Source organism: Salinibacterium sp. AL4.1 (genome assembly GCF_059767305.1).
Genome location: NZ_JBSOQK010000001.1, coordinates 744492 through 770452 on the forward strand (window position 1 = coordinate 744492; position 25961 = coordinate 770452).

The 25961-nt window shown below is 63.4% G+C and carries 25 protein-coding genes; 11 read left to right on the forward strand and 14 right to left on the reverse strand.

Annotated elements, in window-relative coordinates; translation table 11 throughout:
* The first annotated feature begins 16 nt into the window (after positions 1–16).
* The 4 genes from ACWTV3_RS03670 to ACWTV3_RS03685 all read left to right on the forward strand — a co-directional run bounded on the left by ACWTV3_RS03670 (position 17) and on the right by ACWTV3_RS03685 (position 5703).
* Complete coding sequence (locus ACWTV3_RS03670) at positions 17–1699, forward strand: amidohydrolase (protein WP_498476888.1); 1683 nt, start codon at positions 17–19, stop codon at positions 1697–1699.
* A gap of 8 nt (positions 1700–1707) precedes the next feature.
* Positions 1708–3402, forward strand: coding sequence for a thiamine pyrophosphate-binding protein (locus tag ACWTV3_RS03675; RefSeq protein ID WP_498476889.1), 1695 nt, complete (start codon positions 1708–1710; stop codon positions 3400–3402).
* 58 nt (positions 3403–3460) lie between these two features.
* Entirely contained in the window at positions 3461–5035 is a 1575-nt protein-coding gene (locus tag ACWTV3_RS03680) for a zinc-binding metallopeptidase family protein (protein WP_498476890.1), read from the forward strand.
* 197 nt (positions 5036–5232) lie between these two features.
* Positions 5233–5703: a hypothetical protein gene (locus tag ACWTV3_RS03685; RefSeq protein ID WP_498476891.1), complete on the forward strand. Its 471-nt coding sequence runs from the start codon at positions 5233–5235 to the stop codon at positions 5701–5703.
* Here ACWTV3_RS03685 and mutM read toward each other — a convergent pair.
* Genes mutM through ACWTV3_RS03705 form a run of 4 tightly spaced genes read right to left on the reverse strand, consistent with a single transcriptional unit; the run spans position 5696 to position 8127 of the window.
* Complete coding sequence (gene mutM, locus ACWTV3_RS03690; RefSeq protein ID WP_498476892.1) at positions 5696–6601, reverse strand: bifunctional DNA-formamidopyrimidine glycosylase/DNA-(apurinic or apyrimidinic site) lyase; 906 nt, start codon at positions 6599–6601, stop codon at positions 5696–5698. The two genes, ACWTV3_RS03685 and mutM, sit on opposite strands and share 8 nt — an antisense overlap.
* A gap of 5 nt (positions 6602–6606) precedes the next feature.
* On the reverse strand, positions 6607–7308 hold the full coding sequence (rnc, locus tag ACWTV3_RS03695; protein WP_498476893.1) for a ribonuclease III: 702 nt from the start codon (positions 7306–7308) through the stop codon (positions 6607–6609).
* 25 nt (positions 7309–7333) lie between these two features.
* On the reverse strand, positions 7334–7537 hold the full coding sequence (gene rpmF / locus ACWTV3_RS03700) for a 50S ribosomal protein L32 (protein WP_129071820.1): 204 nt from the start codon (positions 7535–7537) through the stop codon (positions 7334–7336).
* A 2-nt stretch (positions 7538–7539) separates the two neighbouring features.
* Positions 7540–8127 (reverse strand): YceD family protein, encoded by a 588-nt coding sequence (locus tag ACWTV3_RS03705; protein WP_498476894.1) that lies wholly within the window; start codon positions 8125–8127, stop codon positions 7540–7542.
* A gap of 264 nt (positions 8128–8391) precedes the next feature.
* Here ACWTV3_RS03705 and ACWTV3_RS03710 point away from each other — a divergent pair, with 264 nt between their 5' ends.
* Genes ACWTV3_RS03710 through ACWTV3_RS03720 form a run of 3 tightly spaced genes read left to right on the forward strand, consistent with a single transcriptional unit; the run spans position 8392 to position 11238 of the window.
* The gene (locus ACWTV3_RS03710; protein ID WP_498476895.1) at positions 8392–9423 is read left to right on the forward strand and encodes a putative F420-0 ABC transporter substrate-binding protein; all 1032 of its coding nucleotides are present in this window, start codon (positions 8392–8394) and stop codon (positions 9421–9423) included.
* Positions 9416–10426, forward strand: a complete 1011-nt coding sequence (locus ACWTV3_RS03715; RefSeq protein ID WP_498476896.1) for a putative F420-0 ABC transporter permease subunit — start codon at positions 9416–9418, stop codon at positions 10424–10426. The genes ACWTV3_RS03710 and ACWTV3_RS03715 overlap by 8 nt, the downstream gene beginning before the upstream one ends.
* On the forward strand, positions 10423–11238 hold the full coding sequence (locus ACWTV3_RS03720; protein WP_498476897.1) for an ABC transporter ATP-binding protein: 816 nt from the start codon (positions 10423–10425) through the stop codon (positions 11236–11238). Before ACWTV3_RS03715 ends, ACWTV3_RS03720 begins: the two co-directional genes overlap by 4 nt.
* Before the next feature lie 28 nt (positions 11239–11266).
* On the opposite strand, the gene ACWTV3_RS03725 is transcribed toward ACWTV3_RS03720, so the two are convergent.
* From ACWTV3_RS03725 to ACWTV3_RS03750, 6 genes are read right to left on the reverse strand one after another with little or no spacing between them, the layout of a single operon-like run.
* Positions 11267–13495 (reverse strand): transglutaminase TgpA family protein, encoded by a 2229-nt coding sequence (locus tag ACWTV3_RS03725; RefSeq protein WP_498476898.1) that lies wholly within the window; start codon positions 13493–13495, stop codon positions 11267–11269.
* Positions 13482–14852 carry a DUF58 domain-containing protein gene (locus ACWTV3_RS03730; RefSeq protein WP_498476899.1) on the reverse strand — a complete coding sequence of 457 codons (1371 nt, stop codon included), beginning with the start codon at positions 14850–14852 and terminating at the stop codon, positions 13482–13484. Before ACWTV3_RS03730 ends, ACWTV3_RS03725 begins: the two co-directional genes overlap by 14 nt.
* Positions 14853–14861: 9 nt before the next feature.
* Positions 14862–15857, reverse strand: a complete 996-nt coding sequence (locus tag ACWTV3_RS03735; protein WP_498476900.1) for an AAA family ATPase — start codon at positions 15855–15857, stop codon at positions 14862–14864.
* A gap of 26 nt (positions 15858–15883) precedes the next feature.
* The gene (locus tag ACWTV3_RS03740; RefSeq protein WP_498476901.1) at positions 15884–16243 is read right to left on the reverse strand and encodes a PLD nuclease N-terminal domain-containing protein; all 360 of its coding nucleotides are present in this window, start codon (positions 16241–16243) and stop codon (positions 15884–15886) included.
* A gap of 38 nt (positions 16244–16281) precedes the next feature.
* Positions 16282–17070, reverse strand: coding sequence for a coenzyme F420-0:L-glutamate ligase (gene cofE, locus ACWTV3_RS03745; protein ID WP_498476902.1), 789 nt, complete (start codon positions 17068–17070; stop codon positions 16282–16284).
* 39 nt (positions 17071–17109) lie between these two features.
* Positions 17110–18123, reverse strand: a complete 1014-nt coding sequence (locus ACWTV3_RS03750; RefSeq protein ID WP_498476903.1) for a TIGR03557 family F420-dependent LLM class oxidoreductase — start codon at positions 18121–18123, stop codon at positions 17110–17112.
* A gap of 233 nt (positions 18124–18356) precedes the next feature.
* On the opposite strand from ACWTV3_RS03750, the gene ACWTV3_RS03755 reads away from it, so the two are divergent.
* The 3 genes from ACWTV3_RS03755 to ACWTV3_RS03765 all read left to right on the forward strand — a co-directional run bounded on the left by ACWTV3_RS03755 (position 18357) and on the right by ACWTV3_RS03765 (position 20377).
* On the forward strand, positions 18357–19109 hold the full coding sequence (locus ACWTV3_RS03755) for an alpha/beta fold hydrolase (protein ID WP_498476904.1): 753 nt from the start codon (positions 18357–18359) through the stop codon (positions 19107–19109).
* 393 nt (positions 19110–19502) lie between these two features.
* Entirely contained in the window at positions 19503–19784 is a 282-nt protein-coding gene (locus ACWTV3_RS03760) for a hypothetical protein (protein ID WP_498476905.1), read from the forward strand.
* Between the two features lie 152 nt (positions 19785–19936).
* Positions 19937–20377, forward strand: coding sequence for an Hsp20/alpha crystallin family protein (locus ACWTV3_RS03765; RefSeq protein ID WP_498476906.1), 441 nt, complete (start codon positions 19937–19939; stop codon positions 20375–20377).
* Positions 20378–20489: 112 nt separating this feature from the next.
* On the opposite strand, the gene fgd is transcribed toward ACWTV3_RS03765, so the two are convergent.
* From fgd to ACWTV3_RS03780, 3 genes are all read right to left on the reverse strand, one after another.
* Positions 20490–21506 carry a glucose-6-phosphate dehydrogenase (coenzyme-F420) gene (gene fgd, locus ACWTV3_RS03770; RefSeq protein ID WP_498476907.1) on the reverse strand — a complete coding sequence of 339 codons (1017 nt, stop codon included), beginning with the start codon at positions 21504–21506 and terminating at the stop codon, positions 20490–20492.
* Between the two features lie 18 nt (positions 21507–21524).
* Positions 21525–22013: a pantetheine-phosphate adenylyltransferase gene (gene coaD, locus ACWTV3_RS03775; RefSeq protein ID WP_129071832.1), complete on the reverse strand. Its 489-nt coding sequence runs from the start codon at positions 22011–22013 to the stop codon at positions 21525–21527.
* 87 nt (positions 22014–22100) lie between these two features.
* Positions 22101–24215, reverse strand: coding sequence for an ATP-dependent DNA helicase RecG (locus ACWTV3_RS03780; RefSeq protein ID WP_498477934.1), 2115 nt, complete (start codon positions 24213–24215; stop codon positions 22101–22103).
* Positions 24216–24331: 116 nt separating this feature from the next.
* Here ACWTV3_RS03780 and rsmD point away from each other — a divergent pair, with 116 nt between their 5' ends.
* On the forward strand, positions 24332–24904 hold the full coding sequence (gene rsmD / locus ACWTV3_RS03785) for a 16S rRNA (guanine(966)-N(2))-methyltransferase RsmD (RefSeq protein WP_498476908.1): 573 nt from the start codon (positions 24332–24334) through the stop codon (positions 24902–24904).
* Between the two features lie 57 nt (positions 24905–24961).
* On the opposite strand, the gene thiL is transcribed toward rsmD, so the two are convergent.
* Positions 24962–25954 (reverse strand): thiamine-phosphate kinase, encoded by a 993-nt coding sequence (thiL, locus tag ACWTV3_RS03790; RefSeq protein ID WP_498476910.1) that lies wholly within the window; start codon positions 25952–25954, stop codon positions 24962–24964.
* Positions 25955–25961 lie beyond the last annotated feature (7 nt).

Below are 25961 nucleotides of genomic sequence, written 5' to 3' on the forward strand. Positions count from 1 at the left end.
CCTCACCGGAGTACTCATGCGCAAGCTTTCGGCCTTTGACGTGCCACTTTCCGATTTCACCCCCACGGTGGTGACCGCCCGAGCCATCCACACTCTGGATGCCGAGAACACTGTCGTGAGCGCCATTCTTATGTTCGCCGGCACGGTCGCCGCCGCCGGAACCGTTGACGAGTGTCTCGCCGCCGCAGCGACGTTGTCACCGGCGGAGCCTGCACGGGTTGACTTTGGAACCCAGGTGATTGTGCCCGGCTTCATCGACGCGCACGCTCATCCACTCATGCTCGGTCAGATGATGAGCTGGGTCGACTGCGGGCCCGACAAGGCCTCGAGCATCCCGGAGATTGTGGCGCTGCTGAAGGCCGCGGCCGATACTGTTCCCGAGGGGCAACCGATTCGGGGCTACGGCTACGAGCAGCGCAATCTCGCCGAACAGCGCCATCCGCACCGCACTGAGCTCGACGAAGTCGCCCTCGACCGCGAGGTTTACCTCATGAACGCCTCCGGCCACGGCGGGGTCGTCAACAGCTACACCTTCGAACTCTTTGGCATCACTCGCGAGACGGAAAACCCACAGGGCGGCGAGTTCTTCCGCGACGCCGATGGCGACCTCACCGGTGAGCTTTCGGATGCCGCCTGCAACATTCTTACCGGCCTCGGTGGAGTGAAGGTCGGCCACCACGGCCCCAACTTCCACCTCGCCGACACCCCCGCGGAACACGTGCGCCAGCTCGCCGTGGCGCAGAACGCCTTCCTCGAGGGCGGCGTGACGACTATTGGTGACGCGCAGGTTTCCCGTCGCGAGTTCGACACCTACCTGCGTCTCGCCGAGCAAAACCAGCTCAAGACCCGCATCTCGATGTACCTGCTCTCGCATTTGCTCGACGAAGCGATCGAAACCGGGATGCACGGAGCCTTCGGCAACGCCCACTTGAGCTTCTCGGGCATCAAGTTCTATGCCGACGGCACCCTCGGCGGCTGGACCGCGTACTTCCCTGACGGCTACGTCGGAGACCCGTGCCGCACCGGCCAGCTCTACCACGACCCGGCCGATTACAAGGCGCTCATCAGCCGCGCTCATGCCGTCGGGCTCCAGACCGCAACCCACGCCCAGTCCCCCACCGCCATCGAAATGGTCGTGGACGCGATTGAAGCGGCGCAGGCAGAAAACCCCACGAGTGACGCCCGGCACCGCATCGAACACTGCGGCCTGCCCACCGCCGGCCAGATTGAACGGATGGCGGCAGCCGGCATCCGGCCCGTCAATCAACCGCAGCACCACTTCAATTGGGGCGAAGGCGTAGAACAGGCCATCGGCACCCCCGGCGAGCGCTTCAACCCTCTCGGTGAATTCGCTACGGCTGGCGTACCCATCACGATCAGCTCGGATGCCCCAGTTGCAGACCCGCGTCCACTGGAAGCCATTCAGGCGGCCACCACGCGCATCACGCGCCGCGGTACTCAGCTCGGCCCCGATTCCCTCGCGATTAGCCGTGAGCAAGCGCTGCGGGCACACACGATCAACGCGGCCCACTCGCTGGGGCGCGAAGATGACTTAGGCAGCCTCGAGGTCGGCAAGCGCGCTGACTTTGCTGTGCTGACCGCCGACATTTTTGAAACCGAATGCGCTCAGATCGGTGCGATTACCGTCGCCGAGACGTGGGTCGATGGCGTTCGCCAGTACAGCACCGACGAGAAGTGAGCACAGCAATGACGACGACCAGCAACGACAACTACAGCGCTGACGCTGCCGCAACCGCCTTCGCCGTGGGAGTGGACGTGAACAATGCGGGCCTGGCGCTGATGACCGTCTTGCGCAACTACGGCATCGACACCATCTTTGGCATCCCGGGCACGCACAACCTTGAGCTGTACCGCCCCCTCAGCGCGCTCGGCATTCACCCCGTGACCACTCGTCACGAACAGGGAGCGAGCTACGGATCGGATGGCTGGTCGCAGCAGACCGGCCTGCCCGGTGTCGTAATTACCACCTCCGGCCCCGGCCTACTCAACGCTCTGTCGGGCGCGGGCACCGCGTATTGCGAATCTCGCCCGATGATCCTCATCTCCCCCGGTGTCGCCGAGGGCAGCGAGTTTGCCGACAACGGCGCCCTCCACGAAACGAAAGATTCCACGGGTGCCGCTGGCGCCATCGTGGAGTGGAGCCGTCGAGTCACGAGCGCGACGGATGCGGTCACCGCCGTTCACGACGCCTTCGAGCTGTTCCGCTACGGTCGCCCGCGCCCCGTGCACATCGAGATTCCGCTTAACGTGCTCGAGTCGGCGAGCGACTGCCCGGACGAACTGCTGCAGGCCCGCCCTGAGCGTGCCCGTGCCGCCGCTGATGCCGGTGCCGTCGAACGCGCCGCCGAGATCTTGGCCGCTGCCGCGCATCCCGTCATCATCGCGGGTGGCGGTGCGAGCCGTGTCGGTAGCGGGCTCACCGCTCTGGCCGAATCGCTCAACGCGCCCGTCGTGACAACACTCAACGGCAAAGCATCGATCCCCGAGACACACCCGCTGTCACTGGCCTCCGAGATTCGTTTGCCGGTCATCCACGAACTGATCAACCAGTCGGATGCCGTACTCATCATCGGTTCAAAGCTGGGCGAAGCAGAGCTGTGGGGCGGCGTCATCGCGCCGGTCGGCACGGTCATCCGCATCGATGTCTTGGAATCGCAACTCAACAAGAACGTCGCGAGCGATCTCGGTCTGGTTGGAGACAGCTCGGTCATCGTTGGCCAGCTGCGCGACGCTCTGGCTACCCGCACCATCACTGGCAACTCGACAAAGGCTGCAGAGCTCGACACCGTGCGCGCCACAGCGGTTCGTGAGGCTCAAGAGGTCTCACCGACCCTGCACCGGGTCGCGACGATGATCAACGAGGCGATTCCCGAGAACGCGATCGTCGCGGGTGACTCCTCGCAGATCACCTACTTCGGGATGGCGAGCGTCGTTCGCCAAGAAACCTCGCACTCGTTCCTCTACACGCCCGCGTACGCGACGCTCGGCTATGGCCTGCCCGCCACGCTGGGCGCCAAGGTAGCCTCGCCGGATCGCCCCGTGGTCTGCGTTCTGGGCGATGGTGCGCTGATGTTCGCCGTGCAGGAGTTCATCACCGCGATCGAACAGGGCCTCGACGTGACGATCGTATGCGTTGATAACGGCGGCTATGCCGAGATCAACCAGAACGAGCGCGACCGCGGCATCACTCCCGTTGGCGTCGTACTTGCTCAGCCCAATTGGTCGGTTCTCGCCGCGGCCTTCGGCGGTCATGGGTTCTCGGTCACTCAACCCGAGCAACTCACGGAGACCGTCGCTCAGGCGATCGCTACCCCGGGGTTCGCGCTCGTTCACGTGCCGCTCGGCATCTTCGAAGCCGCTGGGGCTAGCAACGGGGGCTAGCCCCAGCGGCCCGACACCTCTCCTCATCACCATTTCTCTTTAGCTCAAGGATCACGACATGACCGAAATCACTCTCGCCGCCGACGCCAAGGCCACCGCCCGCACCTGGGTGGATAACAACATGCCGCGTCTCTCGGAGTGGCACAGCCACATCTGGCAGCTCGCTGAGCCGGCCTGGCGCGAGTTCCATTCAGCGCAGTGGTACGTCGAGTTGCTGCGCACGGAGGGCTTTACGGTTGAAGAAGGTTCGGCCGGGATGCCGACCGCCTTCAGCGCGGAATGGACCAACGGCACGGGCGGCCCCACGATGTTGAGCTACGCCGAATACGACGCGGTGCCCGGCAACAACCAGTCGGCATCCGTTACTCAAGACAGCCGCGAGGGCATGAGCCGCTTCGCGCCCGGTCACACCGACCCGCACTCAGCGCTCGGCATTTCGACTCTCGCGGGACTGCTCGCCACCAAGCACGCCATGGAGAAGCACGACATCCCCGGCACCCTCAAGTACACGGGCGAGCCCGCCGAAAAGATGCACGGCTCCAAGGTCGTTCACGGCCTGCGCGGCTACTACGACAACGTGGATGCCATCGTGAGCTTCCACCCCTTCTACATGCTGCCGCTGTGCAACACCGCCCGCTGGGACACCCAGTGCGGTGCTTACTACAGCAAGGTCTATACCTTCATTTGCGACGAGCCGGAGTCGTGGCAGCTCAACGCCAACCCCAATTCGCCCATTCCTGCCTCGCACTCCGCAGCGCGCGCTCCCGGCGCCAACGTTGCCCTGATGTCGATGTACACCTCGTCGCGCATTATGCAGGATGCCATGCTCCCGAGCTTTGGAGGGTGGAGTCTCAGCGACGCCATCTTGCTCGACGGTCAAGCGACCGCCGACAATCTGCCGGCGCGCGTTGCCCGCATCCAGTATTCGTGGCGCACCCCGAACATCGAGATGGCGGAGCACGTGCTTGCTGTGCTCGACCGCAACGCTGAGCACGCTGGCGCTATGGCGCACTGCGACGTGGAGACCACGTGGGTGGCGCGCAGCCGCCCCGGTCGCACGAACCACGCGATGTCGACCGTTCTCTACAACAACCTCGAAGCGGTGGGCGCCCCCCGCTACGGCGCTGACGCTATCGCTGTGGCACAGGAAATTCAGCGAAACCTTGGCCTTGAGGCCATGGAGAAGCCGTTCCTCGACGAGTGCGAACAGCTCATCACCCCGCAGGATGCCGAGAAGGCGCTTCGCGAACACCTCGCTCCGTGGCAGCAGAACTGGACGAGCGACGACTATGTCGAGATGACGCACTACGCGCCGACCGTGCGCTTCTACGTCTCACGGCCCGCCCTCAAGCCCGCGCCCGGAACAGGCGCCTACCCAGGGTGGGTCATGAACGCTCTCGGCGGCATCCCCGAGACGATCGACCCCACCATCGAGACCGCGGGCAAGACCGTTGCGGGAACTTTCATCGACCTCCTAGTCGACCCGGACCTTCTCGCCGAGGCGAAGAGCGAGTTCGACAAACGAGTCGCTGACGAGCCGATGCCCGCCCTGCTGCCGGTGGACTTCCAGCCGCCGATCGATCTCCCCTGGCCTGACTACCGCACGAGCGGTGACGCACGCACCTGGGGCTAAAACGCGCTCGCTAGGCTGCAGGCAATTGCGGCCTAGCGAGCTGCAGTCACGGGCATCGATCGCCGGTCGTTCGCGCAGCATCCGACGGCAATCAGGCCAAGTGCACGGTCGGGATCGTGACCGATGTTGCCCGCCGTATGCGAAGAATTAAGGCTAAGCCGAGACCAACGCCACGCAAATAGCGATAAATTATCATTATGGATAATGAATCTCTCTACATCTGGTCCGAGACCATCCCGAATTGGGTTATGGCGCTGAGCGCAGCCAGCGCTGCGGTGATCTTCTTTTGGCGTCGGCAAGACCGACTCGAGAGCCAAGCGCGCACCCACGCTGAGATAGAGAGCAGCGTGAACGCCGCGTGGGTGAAGGCTGAAATCACCGGCGAGGTTGGGGAAAAATGGGGAATCCTGATCACGAACAGTCTCCCCGCTCCAATTTCGAGAATCGAAGTATCGTGCACTGGCAATAATGGCAGTGACAAGCTCACACACAAGCAACTTCAACCAGGAAAACACTTTTTCGAGTCGCTCGGCGCGACCCACGACTTCCCCTGGTCACTCCCGAAGACGAATATCGGAAACCACAACTTCATTACCGTCAGCTCCAGACACGCAGTGAGCAATGTGTCCTTCGCTTACAAAGGGGCTGAGCTCACAACAACTATTTAGCTACGCGAATACGCTGGCAGAACTTACAGAAGTGCGAGCCGCGGTTCATGAAGCTCTCCCGCACTACTTCGCGACCGCAGCGCGGGCACGCGCGGCCCTGCTGGCCGTAGACGTTGAGCGAGTGCGCGAAGTAGCCCGACTCACCGTTCACGTTGAGGTACTGGGTGTCGAAGCTCGTGCCGCCCTCGGCTAGCGCCTTGGAAAACACCGCCCGCACTTCGGCAAGCAGCTGAACGGCCTTAGCTCGACTGAGGGTCTCGGTGGGCTGGTTGTAGTGCACGCGCGCCGCCCAGAGTGCTTCGTCGGCGTAGATATTGCCGATGCCGCTGATCAGGGTCTGGTCGAGCAGCGCTCGTTTCACGGTCGTGCGCTTCGCCTTCAGCAACCGCAAGAACTTGGCGTCGTCGAAGAAGGGGTCGAGCGGGTCACGCGCGATGTGCGCCACTTGGCTCGGCACCGCGAAAGCGGGCTGATCAACGGTGGGCAGCATGCTGTCGATCGCCATCGAGCCGAAGATACGCTGGTCGACGAAGTTGAGGCGCAGCGCGCCGTGGTCCGGGTGATCAAGTTCGATGCGGATGCGCGTGAGCCGGTCATCCGTGCTCCGATCGCGCAAGAGCACCTGCCCGCTCATTCCGAGATGGGCGACGAGCGCTTCACCGTGGGCCTCAGCCCGATCAGCTTCGGCACTATCAGCGAGCGGAAGCCACATGAACTTGCCGCGGCGTTGAGGGGTGAGGAACGTGCGTCCGGTCAGACGGTCGATAAAGTCTTCGCTCGGCCCATCATGGCGACGCAGAGAGCGCTCGTCGAAGACGGTGACGGATGCCGCAGTCGCGCCGGTGACTGCCGGTTCGAGCCCGGCGCGAACCACTTCGACTTCGGGAAGTTCGGGCACGCCGGTTACTTCACTGCGGCTTGAAGGATGGTCCAGGCTTCGAGCGCTGCGGCCATTTCGGCCTGCTTCTTGCTGGAGCCGATACCTGTCGCAACTACTTCGTCGTCGAGACAGACGCTCGCGTGAAAACGCTTGGAGTGATCGGGGCCGCTATCTTCGATGCGATAGTCGGGAGCCCCACGCCCGATCTGAGCGGCGAGCTCTTGAAGGCTCGTCTTGGGGTCCATCGCCGCGCCGAACCGTGCAGGATCTGCCAGCAGAGGGGCGACGAGGCGGAGGACGAGAGCTGTGGCTTCGTCCCCGCCGAGGTCGAGATAGGCAGCACCGATGATCGCCTCAACGGTGTCTGCCAGAATGGACGGCTTTTCACGGCCGCCCGTTTGCTCTTCACCCTTACCGAGGCGAATGTACGCGCCAAGACCAATCAGGCGCGCAATTTCGGCAAGAGCTACAGAAGAAACGAGACTAGCCCGGCGCTTGGCAAGGTCTCCCTCGTCAAGCTCCGGGTTATCGCGATACAGCTTGACCGTTACTGCCTGGCCAAGAATTGAGTCACCAAGAAATTCGAGTCGCTCGTTATGCGCGATGCCGCCGTTTTCGTACGCGAAAGAGCGGTGAGTCAACGCAAGCGTGAGCAACTCGGGATCAATACTGACCCCGAGCACAGCGGAGAGCTCAGCAAGTGAGCTGGAGCCCGTCATCGCCATTTCGACTCGAGAGTGTGGAAACTAGTTAAACGTCAGCGACCTTGCGGCCCTTGTACTCCATGTACAGGGGGGTGCCAGCGGAGTCTTCGACTACCTTGGCGCGGTGCGGGAGGCTGTAAACAGTCTTGCCGTTTTCGATGGTCTTAACGAGAGCGGTAGGGGTTGCCTTCCACTGGGCGCGGCGCATGCGGGTGCTGGCCCGCGACATTTTGCGCTTCGGTACTGCCATGACTAACTCTTTTCTTCTTGGGTCTCAGGGAAATCGTTCGTGTCGTTCAAGTCGTGATCGTGCGAGTCTTGCGTGAAATCTTGGAGGCCGGCCAACGCTGCCCAGCGAGCATCGATGGGTGCTTCGTGTTCGTGTCCTGGATTATCGAGCAACCGAACCCCACACTCAGGGCACAGGCCAAGACAATCTTTTTGACAGACCGGTTGGAACGGAAGTGACAACACTACCGAATCCCGCACTACAGGTTCTAAATCGACATGCTCGTCAATAACCGTGTAGTCAAAAGCTTCGTCCTCAGAATACGCGAAAAGTTCCTGAAACTCGACCCGAACCGTCATCGTGACGTCAATGAGGCAACGAACGCACTCTGCTTGAGCTTGCCCCGAGACGACAGCGTCGACCAGGACTCCGTCATGAAGCGATTCGAAACGGCCGTTAATCGTCAGTTGAGATCCCGCCGGCACCGCGATAACGGCGTTGCCAAAGGACTCGGGTACGACGACAGAGACGGAGTGCTCTCTCATCTCACCGGGACGGTGGATGAGGTCGCGCACCATCACGGCGTACGGGTTCTCACTGATTCTAGACACGATCGATAATTCTACCCCGGAGAAGGGCTTGCTGTCGCCCCCGGTCAGTGATCGCTCAGTCTTGTGACCCACGGATGAGCGTTCACCGGTGCGCGGGTCGGTGTAGGCACGAGCATCCGCGCCTCTCTAGACTGGTGCGACAGACCCGTGCGCTTGGTATGGCGTGGTTGGTTTGCCCAGGATTGGGCTTCCGGTCTTCTTGAAACACTTTTTCGTTTTCGTGGCGCACTCTCGCGCCCCCTTCGCCGTTTCTCGAAAGGCCCCATGTCTGCTCTTACCCGTTCCTTTTTCGCTGCTCGCTCCAACATTCACCGCAGCAGCACCCGTGGCACCGTTGTTCGCAGTGCTGCTCTTCTCGCAGTGTCGGCTCTCGCCCTGAGCGGCTGCGCCACCGCGACGCCGGAGACCACCGCTTCCCCCGACGCCGCCGCGCAGAGCGTTGACCTCAGCAACTGCGGCTTTGACGTGAGTTTCGATGCAGCCCCCGAGCGCGTCATCACCATCAAGTCATCGACCACCGAGATGTTGCTGGCGCTCGGTCTGGGCGACCGCATCATTGGAACCGCCTTTCAAGACGGCCCGGTGCCCGAGCAGTGGGCATCCGAGGCCGCTGATCTGACCTCGATCGCTGAGAAAGTGCCCAGCGAAGAAGCAGTGCTTGACCTTGAGCCCGATCTCATTTTCGCCGGCTGGGAATCCAACTTCAGTGCTGATGGATCTGGCGAGCGTGCCGACCTTACTGCTCTGGGCATCAATACCTTCGTAGCGCCCTCGGCCTGCCAGAGTGCAGAGCAGCCCGCTCAGCTGAGCTTCGACGATGTCTTTAGCGACATCGAAACGGTGGCGTCGATCTTCCGAGTGGATGCCAGCACCCTTCTCGCCGAACAGGCCACTCAGCTCGCTGACGTCGATGCGAATGGCGACTCCCGCACCGCGCTGTGGTTCTCTTCAGGGTCCGACACCCCGTATGTGGGCGCCGGCATCGGAGCACCGCAACTGTTGCTCGATACCGTCGGGCTGACCAACATCGCAGCCGACATCGACTCCACTTGGGCTCCCTTCAACTGGGAAGCCGTCGTTGACGCCGACCCCGACTTCATTGTGCTCGTGGATGCCGCCTGGAACACAGCCGAAGGCAAAATCGACATTCTCGAGACCAATCCCGCAACCGCTAACCTCAGTGCTGTGAAAGCTGGCCGTTACCTCGTGGTGCCGTTCGCCGCGAGCGAGGCTGGCGTGCGCAGCGTTGAAGCTGCCGCAAGCTTGTCGGCCCAGATTGCGGAGCTCGATGGCTAAAGTTTCTCCGCTCGCTTTCGGTACCGCCCTCGCGATCGCACTACTGGTGTCGATCACGGTGGCGGTGACGATCGGCCCTGCCGACATCCGCTTCGATGAAGTGTGGCGGTCGATTGCCAGTCACCTCGGTATCGGGGTGAGCCCGCTGAGCGAGCTTCGGGATGGCATTGTGTGGCAGTTGCGGCTGCCACGAGTGCTGACTGCTGCTGCGGTGGGCGCAGGGCTCGCGTTGAGTGGTGCCGTGATGCAGGCGATTACGCGCAATCCGCTCGCCGACCCGTACCTCTTGGGGCTGTCGTCGGGCGCTGCACTCGGCGCGGTCTCGGTGTTGCTCTTGGGCGCGGCGGTACTGCTGCCGCTCGCCGCCTTTGTAGGAGCGTTGCTCGCTCTCACCCTGACGTTGCTGCTCGCGGGGTCGCTTGGCACGATCACGCCCTCGCGCACAGTCTTGGCGGGTATCGCCGTCTCGGCACTCGCCTCGGCCATCACGAGCTTTGTCATCTTCTGGAGCGTCACCGGCGACTCGTATCGCGAAGTGCTCTCGTGGCTGCTGGGTTCGCTCAGCGGAGCACGCTGGCCCGCCGTCGGCATCACGATGGCCGCCATCATCGTGATCGGCATCCCTGTGATGCTCACGGGACGCTTGCTCGACTCCTTTGCCTTTGGCGACGTGCAGGCAGCGTCGCTCGGCGTCAACGTCAGCGCCACCCGCTGGGGGCTGCTGGCGGCATCCGCTCTCGTCACGGGTGCCATGGTGTCGGTGAGCGGCTCGATCGGCTTTGTGGGATTGATACTGCCGCATGCTGTGCGGCTGCTCGTGGGGCCAGGCCATCGCGCGCTACTCCCCCTCAGCGCCCTCCTCGGCGCTGTCTTTCTCGTCTGGGCAGACACTCTTGCCCGCACCCTCTTTGATCCTCGCGAGATTCCCGTGGGCATCGTCACTGCGATGATCGGCGCCCCCATCTTTGCGTTCCTCCTCACCCGGCGAAAGAGCTCCACATGAGCGACGACAGTCTGGGCGCCGCCAGCCTCGGCGACGACAGCGGCCTTGTCGCCGAACGCATCCGCGTCACTACCGACGGCACCCTGCTCATCGACGACGTCGACTGTACGGTCGCGCGCGGCTCCCTCAGCGCGCTCGTCGGGCCAAACGGTGCCGGCAAATCGACATTGCTGCGTGCCCTCACCGCCGTACAGACTCCCGCTGCGGGCAGCGTGACGTTCGGCAGCCACGATCTGCTTGGGATGCCGCGCCGCCAACGCGCCCGCCTCGCCGCGTTCGTGGAACAAGACGCCACCACCGACACCTCCCTCACGGTGGGAATGGTGGTCTCACTCGGCCGCCTGCCGCACCAGTCACTGTGGGAGGCCGACTCCCCCGAATCTGCCGCCATCATTGCCGCGAGCCTCGAGACCGTAGAAATGACCGCGTTCCGCGAGCGCGAGTTTCAGAGCCTCTCCGGCGGCGAGAAGCAGCGCGTGATGCTGGCCCGGGCACTCGCCCAGCAGCCGCAGCTGCTCACCCTCGACGAACCCACCAATCACCTCGACATCGCCGCCCAGCTGGCGGTGCTCGAACTACTGTCGAGCCTGCGCAGCACCGGTGTGACCGTGCTGGCTGCCCTCCACGATCTCTCTCTCGCGGCGAGTTACTGCGACCACATCATCGTGCTGTCCCACGGTCGCGTAGTGGCGGCGGGCGCGACCGAGACGGTGCTGACCGAACAGCTGATCGCCGATGTGTATGGCGTTACGGCATCCATCCTGCGCAATCCTGTTACGGGCAAGCCTGTGATCGGCTTCAGCCCGGCGTAGCTATTCGCCGGTGTGGCGCTCGAGCTCGCTAGCGGTCGAATACCGTGCGGGGTGCGAGAGTCGCCGCGATCCGGGCCTTCCAGCCGACTGATGACCGCAGCGAAGCCAGCACGCTGGTCACGGCGTCTCGGCGCACGGGGTGCGGGTGCGGGCTGAATGCGGATGCCTCCACGGCGGCCAGCACGGCGGCCAGAGCAGGAGGCGCCGAGCTCGACGACTCGGCGCCCGAGGTGACGAGGCCGAGCTGAGCCGCGAGCTGCTCGTATTGCTGGCGCGGAGTGGCATTGCGGGAGACGGCTACCCCGAGATCGGCGGCACTGTCGCAAATCTCTCGCCACGCCAGAGCCATGTTTCCCCGACCCACTGCCCGCAGTCGCAGACCACGACGAACGGCGCGCACGAGAGCGGGAATCGCCAGCAGGAACGGAATGGCCAACAGCGTCAACCACCACGGTGAGATCCGAGTCTCGCCCGGGGTCGAGTTATCGGGGATGTCATCACGCGGCACGTCGGGTAGAGCTCCCGGAGTTGCGCTCGCGGTGGGAGTGGCGGTGGGTTCAGGCTTCGACTCATCGACATCCGGAGTACTCGGATCATCGTTCACGCTTTGCGCGAAGCTCGGCGTGCTGCCGACGGAGGTTGTCGGCTCGAAACGCACCCAACCGACGGTCGGGAAATAGAGCTCCGGCCACGAATGCAGGTTGTCGGTCGTGACGGCGTAGAGCACCTCATCCGTCTCTGAGTTCACCTGACGCTGACCCGGAGTGAAGCCGACCACCACGCGGGCAGGGATATCGAGGCTGCGAGCCATGGCCGCCATCGCCGAAGCGAAGTGCACGCAGTAGCCGCTCTGGGCCGAGAGGAATTCACCGAGCACTTCGGCACCCGAACCGTCGTAATCGTCGGTGACGGGTGCCTCCTCGGAGTAAACAAAATCTCCGTTGCGAAAGAACGTCTGCAGCGCCAAGGCTTGGTCGAAGCGCGTCGCTTCAGCCCCCGCCACTTGTTGCGCGGTTTCGGCCACCACTGCGGGCAACGACTCCGGCAGCGCCAAATACTTGTCGAATCCCGCCGGCAATTCGGTCGGCGCTGATTCCAACTGCTCGATCGTCGGCGCTGGCGTGATGTACGACACTTCGTAGTTGGCGTCTTTGGAGTTCGCGAACGAACTGGCCACCGTGAGGCCCTCGGGCTCCCACACCCACCCGCGCCCGGCATCCGTAATGCTCGTGGCGGCGTATGGCACCGGCAGCAGCTTTCCCCGCAAGCGCTGGATCTGAATCTGCATGACGTTTTCGGTTCGAGGAACCTCATCAGAGAGCCCCTGGGCGGGAGCGAACTCGTCAACGGTGTTTGCGTCGTCGATCTCACGTTCGGAGGGGCTCCACGTTTCGTCACTGAACTCATCGAGCGCAGCCACTCTGAGGTACTCGTCACCCTCGTCAGAGGAGTAGGTCAGCGCGAGCAGCGCCGAGTCACGCCTCAGATCGTTACTCAGGTTGAGGATCGGGTTGACACCGGTAGAGATAAGGCCCGTGGCACTCGACGATGACTCTCCCGGTTCAACGCTCGGCAAGAGCACGGGAACAATCAACGCCAGCACGAGCGCGCTTGCCACCACTGGCCACGCGGCACGCACCGTCGTTCGCTCCCCCGCGACGAGCAGGATGCCGGCGTAGGCGAGAGCCGTCACCGCGAAGCCGAATGCATCGTGCAGCTCGCTGCGCACAAAAGCGGGAACTGCGAGCATGATGAGCAGGGGAAGCGCCGTCAGCGCTGGTCTCCGCAGCACGAAGGCAATGGCATCCATCGCGACGGCGAGCCCCACCGCACCGAGGCAGATCAGGAAGACGATGCCGGTGTCGGCATCCGCGGGGAATCGCTGGTTCTCCATCGAAGACCGACCTTGCGCAATCAGCGCGCCAAAGCGATCGAACGTGTCGAAGGTGGGGATGATGCCCACGATTGCGGTAGCGGGCGCAAAGAACAGGGTCAGGGTCGCCAAGCCAGCCGCGGCCCCCACGAGCGATCCGATCCAGGCGCGAACAATGAGGGCATGAGCCACGGCGGCGACGGCAAGCACCACGACTACGACGCCGATGTAGGGGAACCACCACGCTCCCTCGGTAAGCACTTCGCCCAAACTGCTCGCCGCAACGCCGAGCGCCAGAACGAGAGTGGCGCTCAGCGACCAGATGCGCACGCGCCGTTCGTGAGCGCGCAAACTACGAGCGCGGCTCTCCTCAGTTGTTGTCACGGTGTGCCCTCGACTCCGCAACGAACAGTGCCCACGCCTCGGCAACATCATCGAACGACTGCACCGCAATGACCTTCCACCCGGCATCGCGCAATTCCTCCACGACAGGCTGCCGCGCAGGGTCACCCGTGCGCGTGAAATCTCCGAAGCTCGACGACGATTCCACCACAAACGCCACAGCAAGAACGCCCGCAAGTGCCTGACGTCGCAAGTACGCCACCGTTTCAGGCTCGGGATGCGCGACCAGCGCCAGCACTGGGCCTCCCGCACTCGTGCTCGGCACCGGCTCACCCCACCAGCCCGGCGCACTTTCGACCGGCCCGAACGTAGCAAGGCGGGTCAAGAACTCTTGTTCTTCAGCAGCCCGCCGGTGCACGATCGACGCCTCCGCCAGCTGTGAGGGACCCGTTTCGATGACCTCGACGAGAAAGCCTTCGCGCTTGAGTTGAACGGCGGCAGAGGCGAGCATACTGACGATCCACTCGAAACGCGGGCTGTGGGCGGCTGCGGTGATCGCTCCGCTCGAGAGGCGCGCGGATTCGTTGCGGCCGGCATCCGGATATCCCGCCACACGGGTATCCACGATGATGCGGGCTTCGGGGTAACTGTGCTGCTCCTCTTGGCGCACCATCAGGCTGCCGTGGCGGGCGGATGCTCGCCAGTGCACCCGGCGCATCGCATCGCCGCGGCGGTACTCCCGCGTCATCGCGTCGTCGTCGTCACCAGCCGACCGACGCTGAAGCACCCGAGCTTCACCATCGCCCGACTGAGCGAGCAATGCCGACTGGGCCAGAGCGACGACTCGCGGCGTGACGGTCAGTTCAGTCACCCCGCCGACACTCCAGGTTCCATTAGCCAACGCCAGCGGGTCAATGCTCTGCAGCAAGAGCGGGCCGATCTCAAAGATGCCACGATCGCGCGGGGTAAGAGAGTACGTGAGTTGTGCGGCACTGCGCTGGTTGAGCCCACCCACGCGAGCTGAGAGCGGCGGCAACCAGCCACTTGCAGTCGCCCACGGCTGCCACGGCAAACCATCAGCCCAGTGCACCCCGCGAAGGCCCGTACGCGCATGATTATCGACCCGCAGCGTGACCTGGCTAGTGCTGCCGGCCTCCACGACAGGGAACGCAAATTGACGCGCGACGGCCAGAGAGGATTCTCGAGAACGCACGAGCAGCCCCGCCATCAGAGGCAAGGCCAGGGCGAAGCATCCGGCATATAACAGAATCGGCATACCGGCCGCATAGCCCGCTACAAGCCCTAGCCCGCCGAGCACCACGAACGCACTGCCGCGGTTGGTGAGCCGCACCACGCGCAGCGCAACGGAGAGAGCTCGGAACGGGCGAAGGCGAGGCATCAGGGCCGACTAGGACGCCGCAGCGGTGACCGGAACCGGTGTTTCCGCGACGATGCGTTCGATCACATCAGCGATCGAATGCCCCGTGAGAACAGTGGATGCCTGAGCCGAATGCCGCGCCGGAATCATCCGGTGTGCCAGCACCGTCACCGCGAGCGCGTCGATGTCATCGGGCAACACGAAGTCTCGGCCATCGATCGCGGCGCGTGCCTTCGCGGCCCGGACCAGGTGCAGCGTGGCTCGCGGACTCGCCCCCAACCGCACTTCGGGGTCACGTCGCGTCGCCTGCGCAATCGCCACCGCGTACTCCTCAACCGCCGTGCTCACATAGACGCGCCGCACCGTCGCGATGAGCTCGCGCAACTGCTCAACGGAGACGACCGGAGTGAGCGCATCGAGCGGACTCGACAGCTCACGCGAACGCAGCATCTCGAGCTCGGCGGCGGCATCCGGATAGCCCATGGAAATGCGTGCCATGAAGCGGTCGCGCTGCGCTTCGGGCAGCGGGTAGGTGCCCTCCATCTCGATGGGGTTCTGCGTCGCAACCACGATGAACGGTGATTCCAAGGTGTAGGTGGCACCGTCGACCGTCACGCTGGATTCAGCCATGCACTCGAGCAATGCGGATTGGGTCTTGGGGCTCGCGCGGTTGATCTCATCGCCGATGAGGATGTTCGCGAAAACGGGGCCCTTCTTGAACTCGAACTCGCGGGTGTTCTGGTTGTAGACCGAAACACCGGTGATGTCGGCGGGCAGCAAGTCTGGAGTGAATTGCACGCGAGAGACCGTGCTGTCGACCGTGCGGGCCAGTGCACGCGCGAGCATCGTCTTGCCGACGCCCGGGACGTCTTCGATGAGCAAATGTCCCTCGGCGAGCAGCACCGTGAGCGCCAGTCGCACTGCCTCGGTTTTGCCGTCGATCACTGTCGAAACACTGCGAATAATCGCATCACAGCGCTCGTGGAACACGTCATCGGGCAGAGACCCGGAGCTAGGGACATCCATGGAGTGAGTCTTACACCCGTCTTGCACTACGGCAATTGTTTGCGGTCGCGGAGGCGTTCTTCGAGAGCCCGAATCTTCTGTTGGCGCTCAAAATATTCGATCTCGGCGTCGAGCTTGGCGATCTCGGCTTCTGTCGAGCTCATGGTGTTCGTCGCGAGGTCTGCACGGCGCTCGGGTGCGCCAAACGATGAGAAGGTCGGTGCAGCCGAGTTGTATTCGCGACCAACCGCGAACCACAAAATGCTGCCGAGGAACGGCATGATGATCACGATAAACAACCACGTGATCTTGCCGAGATTCTTGATGCGAGATTCATCGATCAGGATGACGTCGATCAGAACAGAGATCAGTAGCGCGAAATACGCGAACGAAACGAGGAGCCCCATTCGAATATCGTAAGCGCAAAATCAGCCACAGTCGAGCATTATTCCTCTTTGAGGGCGCTCTCGTCATGAGCCTCATCGAAGCCTGCCATCCACGCCTCTTTTGTGCCCAGACTGAACATGTCTTCGGGGCCGCTGCGCACGAGGGAGCGGGCGCCGGGAGCATCGAGATCGGCGACATGGCTGCCGAGCCCGCGCAGCACCGCCACGGGTAATCCCCCGGCCTTGCCCTTGACCAAATCAGTCGCGGAGGCAACCTCGTCGGCGAGCGCCGTGACGCTCACCGCGAGCGGGCGGCCCGACGCATCCGCGGTTCCCCGCAGGTCGTCAAGCACGTGAATGCCGGCGGCACCGATGGCGATGTCGGCCTGCCCCTTGCGCCACGGGCGCCCCACGGTGTCGGTAATCACGAGGCCAATGGTCACGCCGAACCGCTGCCGCAGGCCAGCACACAGCGTGCGCGCGGTCGCGTCGGGATCGAGCGGCAAGAGCAGAACAATGCCGTCGGGAGTGTTGCTGGAATCAACACCGGCGGCCGCCATCACGAGACCGAGTCGGTTCTCGACGATACGCGTAACACCATTGGGGTGCTCGCGCGATGCGACGATGCGCACGGTTTCGTCGGTGATCGCTTGTTCGCGATCTGCCGCTTCGACCGAGCGACCCTCCGCCTTGCTCACAATCTTGGAGGTCACGGTGAGGATGTCACCATCGAGCAGTCCGCCCGCATTAACATCGCCAGACTCTGCCACGAGGGCGTCCGCAATCACCTCGACGAGATCGTCTCCGGACACAATTTCGGGGATGCCGGGCACGGCCCATGCGCTCATTCTCACGCTTCTAGTGTGGGGCATTATTCGTGCGCGCTTCTACTTGCGCAGTGCGGGAAGCACGTCGCGGCCGAAGACATCCAAGAATTCCCGCTGATTGCGACCTACGTTGTGCAGGTAGATGCGATCGAACCCGGCGTCGAGGTAGCTCTGGATGTAGGCGCGGTGCACGTCGGGATCGGCGCTGACGGGCATCCGCCCCTCGAAGTCTTCTGGTCGCACCATGCGGGCAAGCTGTTCGAGCTCGAAGGGCGAGCGGATGTCGTTCTTAGCGAACCGCAGTCCACCGTTCGGCCATTCGGTGAGCGCGTTGCGCATGGCCTGTTCGTCGGTTTCGGCCCAGCTCAAGTGCAGCCGCAGCACGCGGCTCTGGCTTTCTCGACTGCGCCCCGCCTCACGGGCACCTTCGGCGAAGCGCCCCAGCAACATGTCGATCTTCTCAAGCGGTGCCGCTTCGGTGATGAGGCCGTCGACGGTCTTGCCGGCGCGCTTTGCGGCGACCGGGCCGGCCGTCGCGACCAAGATCTCGGGGGCGACCTCGGGCATTGTCCAGAGTCGCGTCGACTCGAGGCGGTAGAACTGGCCTTCGTGGCGAACGTCTTTGTTCGCGAGCCCCGAGGCGAAGAGCTTTTTGATGATCTCGACGGCTTCGAACATCCGGTTGATGCGTTCTGGGGCTTCGGGCCAGTACTGACCGACGATGTGTTCATTGATCGCTTCGCCACTGCCAAGCCCCAACCAGTGACGGCCCGGGTTCATCGCGGCAAGGGTGGCGGAGGCCTGGGCGACCATCGCAGGATGCCACCGGAACGTCGGCGCTGTGACGCCCGTACCGAGATCTCCCGTCGTGGTTTCGCCGAGACCACTCAGCACGTTCCACACGAACGATGCTTGCCCCTGCTGCGGCACCCACGGCTGATAGTGATCCGCGGCCATGACCCCGCGAAAGCCCCGCGTTTCTGCATGCTGCGCAAAGCCCATCACCTCGCGCGGATGAAACCGTTCGAGCATGGCGGCATAGCCGATATGGGGGGCAGCAACAGTCACGGGCATCCGTCTATTGTGGCGGTAATGGTGCCCCAAGTGGGCCCACCATTCGCGCAACCGTTGAGTTGGCACGCCGACGGGCGGATAATGGCGGTCTACTCAATGAGGAGTCAGCATGAAGCTCGGCGCGTTTTCAGTCAGTGTCACCGTGAAATACCGTGCGGTGCCTCTCGCTTTCCCCCAGAGATGCAGTCGAGCGCGAGTCCCGATCCTGATCGATCAGCACCGCTAGCCCGCCGATGCACGTCATTCTCATCCCCGGATTCTGGCTCGATGGAGACTCCTGGGCTCCTGTAACCCGCGCACTTCGCAATGCTGGACACACCGTGCACCCGCTCACCCTCCCTGGCTTGCGACGCCGCGACACCAACCGCGCGACGGTAACCCTGGCTGACCACATCGCGGCCGTGGTCGCGGTCGTTGACGCCCTCACCCACGTGGAGGCTGATGGCAGCGAGAACGGTGACGAAGACGAACGACCGACGCCCCGCATTGCCCTCGTTGCCCACAGCGGCGGTGGCCCCATTGCCCACGCGGTAGCGGATGCCCGGCCCACGTGCTTGGCCAGAATCGTGCACGTCGACACCGTGCCGCTGCCCAACGGCATGCCGATCAACACCGAGTTACCCACCGTGGAGGGCGAGATTCCCCTGCCCGACTGGAGCGTTTTCGATGATGAAGATCTCGTTGACCTCACCGACGAACTGCGCACCTGGTTTCAAGAAATCGCGATCCCCCAGCCAGCGCTGATCGCAACCACCCCGCAAACGCTCTCCACCCCGGCGCGCTTCAGCGTGCCCGCCACCGTGATCTGTTGTGAGTTTCCCGCCGACCAGATGCGAGAGTGGATGAGCGAGGGAACACCCTTCGCGACCGAACTCGTTCAGCTCACCGACCTCGAACTCGTGGACCTACCGACCGGGCACTGGCCGCAGTTCACGAAACCCGCTGAGCTCTCGGACGCCATCATCACGGCTTTGCATCGCACCTAAATTAGGTCTTGTCGTCAGCGACTGCCCGCCCTACACTGAGCAAACGCCAACTATTGAAAGGAGCCTCGCGTGTTTATTTTCACTTTTACGAAGAACCCCACGACCGCCGGCTCCGTCTGGCGCCTCACCGCCTAATCGGTTAGCGTTTTTCGCTCACCGGTTCTGACGGTGGCGGCGCTCACGGAGCACACGGCCCAACTCGATCATCGCGAGACTGCGACGACTGACGAGTCTGCATCCCCTTCGCGGGTGCGTTCGCCTCTCGATGATTGTCCCTTCTTCAGCGACTCGCGATCACTGTGGGAAGCCGTTGGGTCACCACCTGAAACAGCGCAATTTTGCGCGCCTTCCGCATCCAGTTTTCTCACGAATACAGCTCACGAAAGACATCTCATGAACGCAACTCTGGCGGTCCCTAAAGACCGCCGTGACCATCCGCCCAACCCCAGCCCCGTCGCTGAACAACCGCGCCACGCCTCACCGCGTCGCGTCGGAGTCATCGACCGTCTTGCTCTGCACCTCGGCATCGCTCTCATCACGTGGAGCCGCCGGCCGCACCGAGCTCGACTGCTCGCCTCGGCCCAGCTGCGGGCCGAACATCAGCTTCGTCGCGAGCGACTGGCTCAGGCCAGGGCTCGTGCCGAGCAGAATTACCCGCGGTTCATCATCCGCTGAGAACCACGCACGCGACCGTCGCCGGAGCCCTCCGGCGACGGTCGTTTCGTTGTCAGCGAACTTTGAGCACAATGACTTGGCACTCTCGGGGCGAGAGTGCTAATTTTTGATTGTTGAGTCACAGTGACTCAACTTTGAGAAAGGGGTTTCCCATGACACTGTCATTTGATCCTTTTGCCGAACTCGACAGGCTCTCCACAGCTGCCCAGTCCCGCGTCGGCACCCAGCCCATGCCCGTGGATCTCTACCGCCAGGCTGACGAGTACGTTCTCACCGCCGACCTTCCGGGCGTCGATCCCGGCTCCGTTGACGTTGACGTTGACGGTCAGCTCCTCACGATTCGAGCCGAGCGCACCGCTGGCGAGCGCGAAGGAGCCAAATGGCTCTCGCAGGAGCGCCGCTACGGTTCCTACCTTCGCCAGTTCAGCATCGGTGCGGGCATTGACCGCGACAACATCAGTGCCAGTTACGACAACGGCGTGCTGAGCGTCATCATCCCGGTATCGGAGAAGGCAAAACCTCGCAAAATTGAGGTCAGCACCAACTCCGTGAACCAGGCTCGATCGACTGAGAAGGTCGCTGTTACGAGCTAGCCAGCAAGCAGTAGTCGGCGGCGTTGATTGCCGACACAGCAGCGATGGGCGGATGCTTCACGCATCCGCCCATCGTTCGTTAAACCGTGTGCGCGTCTCGCGCTCTAGCGCTCTACAGCGCCCGCAATCGCGGAGCGATGTCGCGCTCGAAGAGTTCAAGGAAGCGACGCTGGTCGCCACCGGGCGCGTGGAACACGAGGTGATTGAGGCCGGCATCCACGTACGGGCGAATCTCGTCAACGATCTTGTCGGGATCGTTGCCCACAATCCAGCGCGACGCGATCTGCTCGATCGGCAGAGCATCGGCGGCGCGTTCCATCTCGATGGGGTCAGTGATGTCGTGCTTCTGCTCCTTCGAGAGAGCAAGTGGCGCCCAGAAACGCGTGTTCTCGAGAGCAACGTCGGCATCGGTGTCGTAAGAGAGCTTGATTTCGATCATCCGGTCAATGTCTTCGAATTTGCGGTCCACCTTGGCCGCACCCTCCTTGACGCCCGGGATGAGCGCGTCGTTGTAGAGTTCCATACCCTTGCCCGAGGTACAGATGAAGCCGTCACCCGCGCGGCCGGCATAGCGCGCCACCATGGGTCCTCCGGCGGCAATATAGATCGGGATGGGCTGGTCGGGGCGGTCATAGATGCTCGCACCGTGAGTGGAGTAATACTCCCCCTCGAACGACACCCGGTCTGAAGTCCAGAGCTCGCGCATGAGGCGAACCGATTCGCGCAAGCGAGCGAAGCGCTCTTTGAACTCGGGCCAGTCTTGCTCTCCGGCACCGCGGAATCCGGTCGCTACTTCGTTGAGGGCCTCGCCTGTTCCGACGCCGAGCATGATGCGCCCCGGGTACAGGCAACCCATCGTGGCGAAGGCCTGAGCGAGCACGGCGGGGTTGTAACGGAAGGTCGGGGTCATCACGCTCGTGCCGATACGGATCGTGCTCGTGCGCTCACCGACCGCTGCCATCCAGCTCAGCGAGAACGGGGCGTGACCGCCCTCGTGACGCCACGGCTGAAAGTGGTCGCTGACCGCAACACTCTCCATACCGTGAGCTTCGGCGGCCACCGCAATCTCTACGAGTTCACGCGGGGCGAATTGTTCGGCTGACGCTTTGTATCCGAGAGTGAGAGTCATAGACCCATTGTGCCGGTGTTAGTCGCGCGGCGCTTGCAAAAACTCAGAAACCACCCGAGGTACATACGGCGCAACATCTCCGCCGAGCGCCGCCACCTGGCGCACGAGCGAGCTGGAGACGTGCGCATGCGCGGGATTCGGCAGCATAAAGATGGTTTCGACGGCCGCGAGATCGCGGTTCACGATCGCCATGGGCGTTTCGTACGCAACATCCACTTGAGAACGGATGCCCTTCACGATGACGCTCGCACCGACCTCGGTGCAGTAGTCGACGAGTAAGCCCATACTCCAGCTGGTGACGCGGATGTTGCCGGCGAACCGAGCATCCGCTATCGCTTGCTCAAGCAGCGAGACGCGCTGGGCAATCGGCAAAAGTGCCGTCTTACCGGGGTTGTGCACGACAAGAACGTGCACTTCGTCAAAGGTTTTTGCTGCCCGCTCAATCACGTCCAGGTGGCCCAGGGTGACAGGGTCAAAGGACCCGGGAACGACAGCGATCCGACTCATGCTTCAACGATAGCCGCTGAGGGCTTGCAACATCGTGGGAGTTCGCTGTGCGGAGAACTTGTTTTGCTGACGTTAGTTTTCGTTGGGCTAGTTCTTACCGAGGAAGGCTTCGGCGCTCTCGTCGAGACGACGCTGCAAGGCCTCGGCGAGCGCCGGATGCTCCGCAAGGGTCGGATCGGCGGCCTGCACCGTTTGTGCTGCCTCGCGTGCTTCCGTGATGAGTTGCCCGTCGTTGGCCACGCGCAGCAGCTTGAGGCTCGAACGCCCGCCCGACTGCACTCCGCCGAGCACATCGCCTTCGCGACGCAGTTCCAAGTCTTTATTCGCGAGTTCGAAGCCATCGAGAGTGGATGCCACAGCCTCAACGCGTTCGCGAGCCAATGACTCCCCCTCGGCTGCTGTCACAAACAGGCACAGGCCGGGGACGCCACCACGGCCGACACGGCCGCGCAGCTGGTGCAATTGGGAAACTCCGAAGCGGTCCGCATCAAGAACGACCATCACTGAAGCGTTGGGCACGTCGACGCCCACCTCGATCACGGTCGTCGCGACGAGCACATCGATATCGCCCGCAGCAAACGAGCGCATGAGTTCGTCTTTCTCGTCGCTCGAAAGCTTGCCGTGCAGCGCCTCGATCCGCTTGCCTGCGAGGACCTCGTTGCTGCGCAGCGAGGCCAGCACCTCAGTGACGTTGGCGATGGGTCGCGGCGGGCCGGCGTCCGGATCATCGGTGGCTTTCGGGGCGGGCTCGCTGCCGGGCTCTTCTGTCTTGGCGTCAATCGCGGGGCACACCACGAAGCCCTGCCGCCCGATAGCCAGTTCCTCAGCCAGCCGTTGCCAGACGCGCGACACCCAGCCGGGCTTCTCTGCCAGCGGCACGACATGACTGCTGATCGGTTGGCGGCCAGCGGGCAACTCGGCGATGGACGAAATGTCGAGGTCGCCGAAGACCGTCATTGCCACGGTGCGCGGGATCGGCGTTGCGGTGAGCACGAGAACGTGCGGCGGCTTGGCGCCTTTGAGCCGCAGAGCCTCACGCTGGTCGACACCAAAGCGGTGCTGCTCATCGACGACGACGAGACCGAGATCGACGAAGCTGACGGCATCACCCAGGAGTGCATGTGTGCCGATGACGATGCGCGAAGCACCCGAAACGGTCGCCAGCAGGGCCTTCTTGCGCTCTGCCGTGGGCAACTGACCAGTGATGAGGGTCGGGCGCAATTCGGCCGCGAGATCGGGACCCAGCGTTCGCACGATCGACCGAAAGTGTTGATGAGCGAGCACCTCGGTGGGCGCCAGCAACGCTGACTGGCCACCGGATTGTGCCACAGCCAACATCGCCCGCAGCGCGACGAGCGTCTTACCGGAACCCACCTCACCCTGCACCAGGCGATTCATCGGCACAGGCTCGGCAAGATCATGGAAAATTTGCTCGCCGACGGACTGCTGGTCGCCTGTGAGCGTAAACGGCAACGCAGCATCGAAACCTTCGAGCAGAGAGCCCGCCGAGCGCGCAATCGCCTCAGACTCGCGTTGTTTCTGGCGCTGCTGCAAGAGAGCGGATTGCAGCACGAAAGCTTCTTGAAAGCGCAAAGCATCGCGAGCGCTGCGCCAATCGGAATCGACCTTGGGGCGGTGCACAAGCTCAAGCGCCTGCGAATACCGCAGCAGTTCGCGTTCGCGGCGCACGGCATCCGGAACCGGGTCTTCGAGCGGGCCGAGCGTATCGAGCACAACCTCGACCGCCTTCTGAATCTGCCAACTCGCGACAGTGGAAGTCGCGGGGTAAATCGGGATCGGCTGCTCTGCCCACCCCTTAGCCTGCTCGGGCTTCTTCAGCTCAAGAGCATCGCGATCGAAAAGTTCGTAATCAGGGTGCGCCAGTTGACGCGTGCCACGGTACTGGCCGACCTTGCCGGCAAAGATTCCGCGAACGCCCGGAAGGAGCTCGTTCGCCCGCCACGCCTGATTGAAGAAAGTGAGGGTCAGGATGCCCGTGCCGTCGCTGATCGACACCTCAAGAATCGAGCCGCGCTTGTTGCGCATCGGGCGGTTACGCACCTCGCGCACTTCTGCCACGATCGTGACCGCCTCATCCAGCGGCAATTCGGCAAGAGCGGTGAGCTCACCGCGCCGAGCGTACCGCCGCGGATAGTGCGTCATGAGGTCGCCGACCGTGAGCAAACCAAGGCCGCGCTGCATCGAAGTAGCAGTGCGCCCGCCCAGCACAGCGCTGAGCTTTTGATCAAGGGGCGAGGTCACTCTAGAAGAGTACCCGCGACCACTGGCGTTCTTCAGACGGCTAGGCTCGAAAGGCCATGACACGCATAATCGCCGGATACGCCGGCTCCCTCACGATTGCCGTTCCCAGCGCGGGTACGCGCCCCACGAGCGACCGCTTGCGCGAAGCGATCTTCTCCGCACTTGAAGCTCGCGACGCCATCGACGGCGCCCGCGTGCTCGATCTCTATGCCGGTTCCGGAGCCCTCGGTCTCGAATCCGCCTCCCGCGGAGCACCGCACGTGACCCTGGTGGAGAAGAATCCGCGCGCCGCCGACACGTGCCGCAAGAACGCCACGCTCATCGCGGCGAAGGCTCCGCGCGGTTCGAAGCCAATCATTCTCACCGCCGCCCGCGCCGTGCACACGTTTTTGGAGACATCCGGTGATCAGTGGGATCTCGTCTTTATTGACCCGCCGTACGAGCTCGGCAATGCCGAACTCGACGTTGCTCTCGCATTGCTCGCACCGCAACTGAGCCCTGACGCCCTCGTGATTGTGGAACGCAGTTCACGCGACCCCGAACCAGAGTGGCCCGCGGGTCTCGAACTCGACCGCCGCAAAGACTACGGCGACACCACCCTGTACTGGGTGCAGCCGAGCGAGCAGTAGCCGTACCGCAGGCTCGCACTTCTGGGCACAGCTTCGCGGGTGGAGCCTGAGCGAGCGCTACCCCGCCGCGCCATCCCACCCGGCATACGGGTCCCAGCCACCGCGCTCGGTGTACGCGACTCCATCGACGAGTAGCCCTTCCCCCTCGACCACGCGACCGATCGCCCGAAAACCTGCCGGTAGCGTTGCCCCCTCGGGGAACGTCGCCAACAGCGAGTGATCTTCGCCACCATCGAGTTGCACTCGACCACCCACCGCTTCGGATGACAGGTCGAGCCCCACTCCGCTGGCCGTCGCAATGCGGCGCGCATCAATCGCGAGCCCATCGCTGAGGTCGAGCATCGAAGTGGCTCCGCCGAGCGCGGCAGCTTTGCCGTCCGCGATGGGAGGCGCTGGCCTGAGTTGGGCGGCGATGGCCTCGGGATGCTGGGCTGCCAGCGCGGCGGCGGCTGCAGCATCCGGTTCCCCGTCGACGACACCCTCGGCGAAGAGCAGCCGCAGCCCTTCGGCCGCGAGACCCAGCGTGCCAGAGACCGCGATCACATCACCGACGCGGGCCCCCGAGCGTAAAACGGGAGCGCGGCCTTCGAGATCTCCAAAAGCGGTGATGACAATTGTGAGAACGGTCGACACCGAAAGGTCGCCACCAATGACTCCGCTGCCGGGAGCCAGCGCCTCGCAGCCTTCGCGCAGGCCATCAGCAATCGCTTCGAGCGACGAGACCGGAGTGTCGTTCGGGGCAGCGATCGCGACCACGAGACCGGTGGGCACCGCCCCCATCGCAGCGACATCTGACAGGTTCGTGGCCGCGGCCTTCCAGCCGAGGTCATACGGGCTCGACCACGCCATCCGAAAATCGGGGCCATGAATCATCATGTCCGTTGTGATCACGACGCGCTTGTCCGGCGTCGCCAACACGGCAGAATCGTCGCCCGGACCAATTAGCTCGGCAGCGGCAGAAGGCAGGCGAGGGAAAATGCGCTTCAGGGCAGCAAGTTCGCCAACGCCACCGAGAGTGTCTGGGGTCTCGCTCTCGCGGTCAATCGTCATGAACTCA

Coding starts and splice junctions, on each gene's coding strand:
- ACWTV3_RS03715 (WP_498476896.1), top strand. CDS start 9,416: ATGGCTAAAGTTTCTCCGCTCGCTTTCGGTACCGCCCTCGCGATCGCA.
- ACWTV3_RS03680 (WP_498476890.1), top strand. CDS start 3,461: ATGACCGAAATCACTCTCGCCGCCGACGCCAAGGCCACCGCCCGCACC.
- ACWTV3_RS03720 (WP_498476897.1), top strand. CDS start 10,423: ATGAGCGACGACAGTCTGGGCGCCGCCAGCCTCGGCGACGACAGCGGC.
- ACWTV3_RS03730 (WP_498476899.1), bottom strand. CDS start 14,852: ATGCCTCGCCTTCGCCCGTTCCGAGCTCTCTCCGTTGCGCTGCGCGTG.
- thiL (WP_498476910.1), bottom strand. CDS start 25,954: ATGACGATTGACCGCGAGAGCGAGACCCCAGACACTCTCGGTGGCGTT.
- ACWTV3_RS03710 (WP_498476895.1), top strand. CDS start 8,392: ATGTCTGCTCTTACCCGTTCCTTTTTCGCTGCTCGCTCCAACATTCAC.
- cofE (WP_498476902.1), bottom strand. CDS start 17,070: ATGAGCGCATGGGCCGTGCCCGGCATCCCCGAAATTGTGTCCGGAGAC.
- ACWTV3_RS03780 (WP_498477934.1), bottom strand. CDS start 24,215: ATGCAGCGCGGCCTTGGTTTGCTCACGGTCGGCGACCTCATGACGCAC.
- rnc (WP_498476893.1), bottom strand. CDS start 7,308: ATGGCGATGACGGGCTCCAGCTCACTTGCTGAGCTCTCCGCTGTGCTC.
- ACWTV3_RS03740 (WP_498476901.1), bottom strand. CDS start 16,243: ATGGGGCTCCTCGTTTCGTTCGCGTATTTCGCGCTACTGATCTCTGTT.
- ACWTV3_RS03755 (WP_498476904.1), top strand. CDS start 18,357: ATGCACGTCATTCTCATCCCCGGATTCTGGCTCGATGGAGACTCCTGG.
- ACWTV3_RS03750 (WP_498476903.1), bottom strand. CDS start 18,123: ATGCCCGTGACTGTTGCTGCCCCCCATATCGGCTATGCCGCCATGCTC.
- rsmD (WP_498476908.1), top strand. CDS start 24,332: ATGACACGCATAATCGCCGGATACGCCGGCTCCCTCACGATTGCCGTT.
- ACWTV3_RS03760 (WP_498476905.1), top strand. CDS start 19,503: ATGAACGCAACTCTGGCGGTCCCTAAAGACCGCCGTGACCATCCGCCC.
- ACWTV3_RS03675 (WP_498476889.1), top strand. CDS start 1,708: ATGACGACGACCAGCAACGACAACTACAGCGCTGACGCTGCCGCAACC.
- ACWTV3_RS03670 (WP_498476888.1), top strand. CDS start 17: ATGCGCAAGCTTTCGGCCTTTGACGTGCCACTTTCCGATTTCACCCCC.
- fgd (WP_498476907.1), bottom strand. CDS start 21,506: ATGACTCTCACTCTCGGATACAAAGCGTCAGCCGAACAATTCGCCCCG.
- ACWTV3_RS03765 (WP_498476906.1), top strand. CDS start 19,937: ATGACACTGTCATTTGATCCTTTTGCCGAACTCGACAGGCTCTCCACA.
- rpmF (WP_129071820.1), bottom strand. CDS start 7,537: ATGGCAGTACCGAAGCGCAAAATGTCGCGGGCCAGCACCCGCATGCGC.
- coaD (WP_129071832.1), bottom strand. CDS start 22,013: ATGAGTCGGATCGCTGTCGTTCCCGGGTCCTTTGACCCTGTCACCCTG.
- ACWTV3_RS03735 (WP_498476900.1), bottom strand. CDS start 15,857: ATGGATGTCCCTAGCTCCGGGTCTCTGCCCGATGACGTGTTCCACGAG.
- ACWTV3_RS03685 (WP_498476891.1), top strand. CDS start 5,233: ATGGATAATGAATCTCTCTACATCTGGTCCGAGACCATCCCGAATTGG.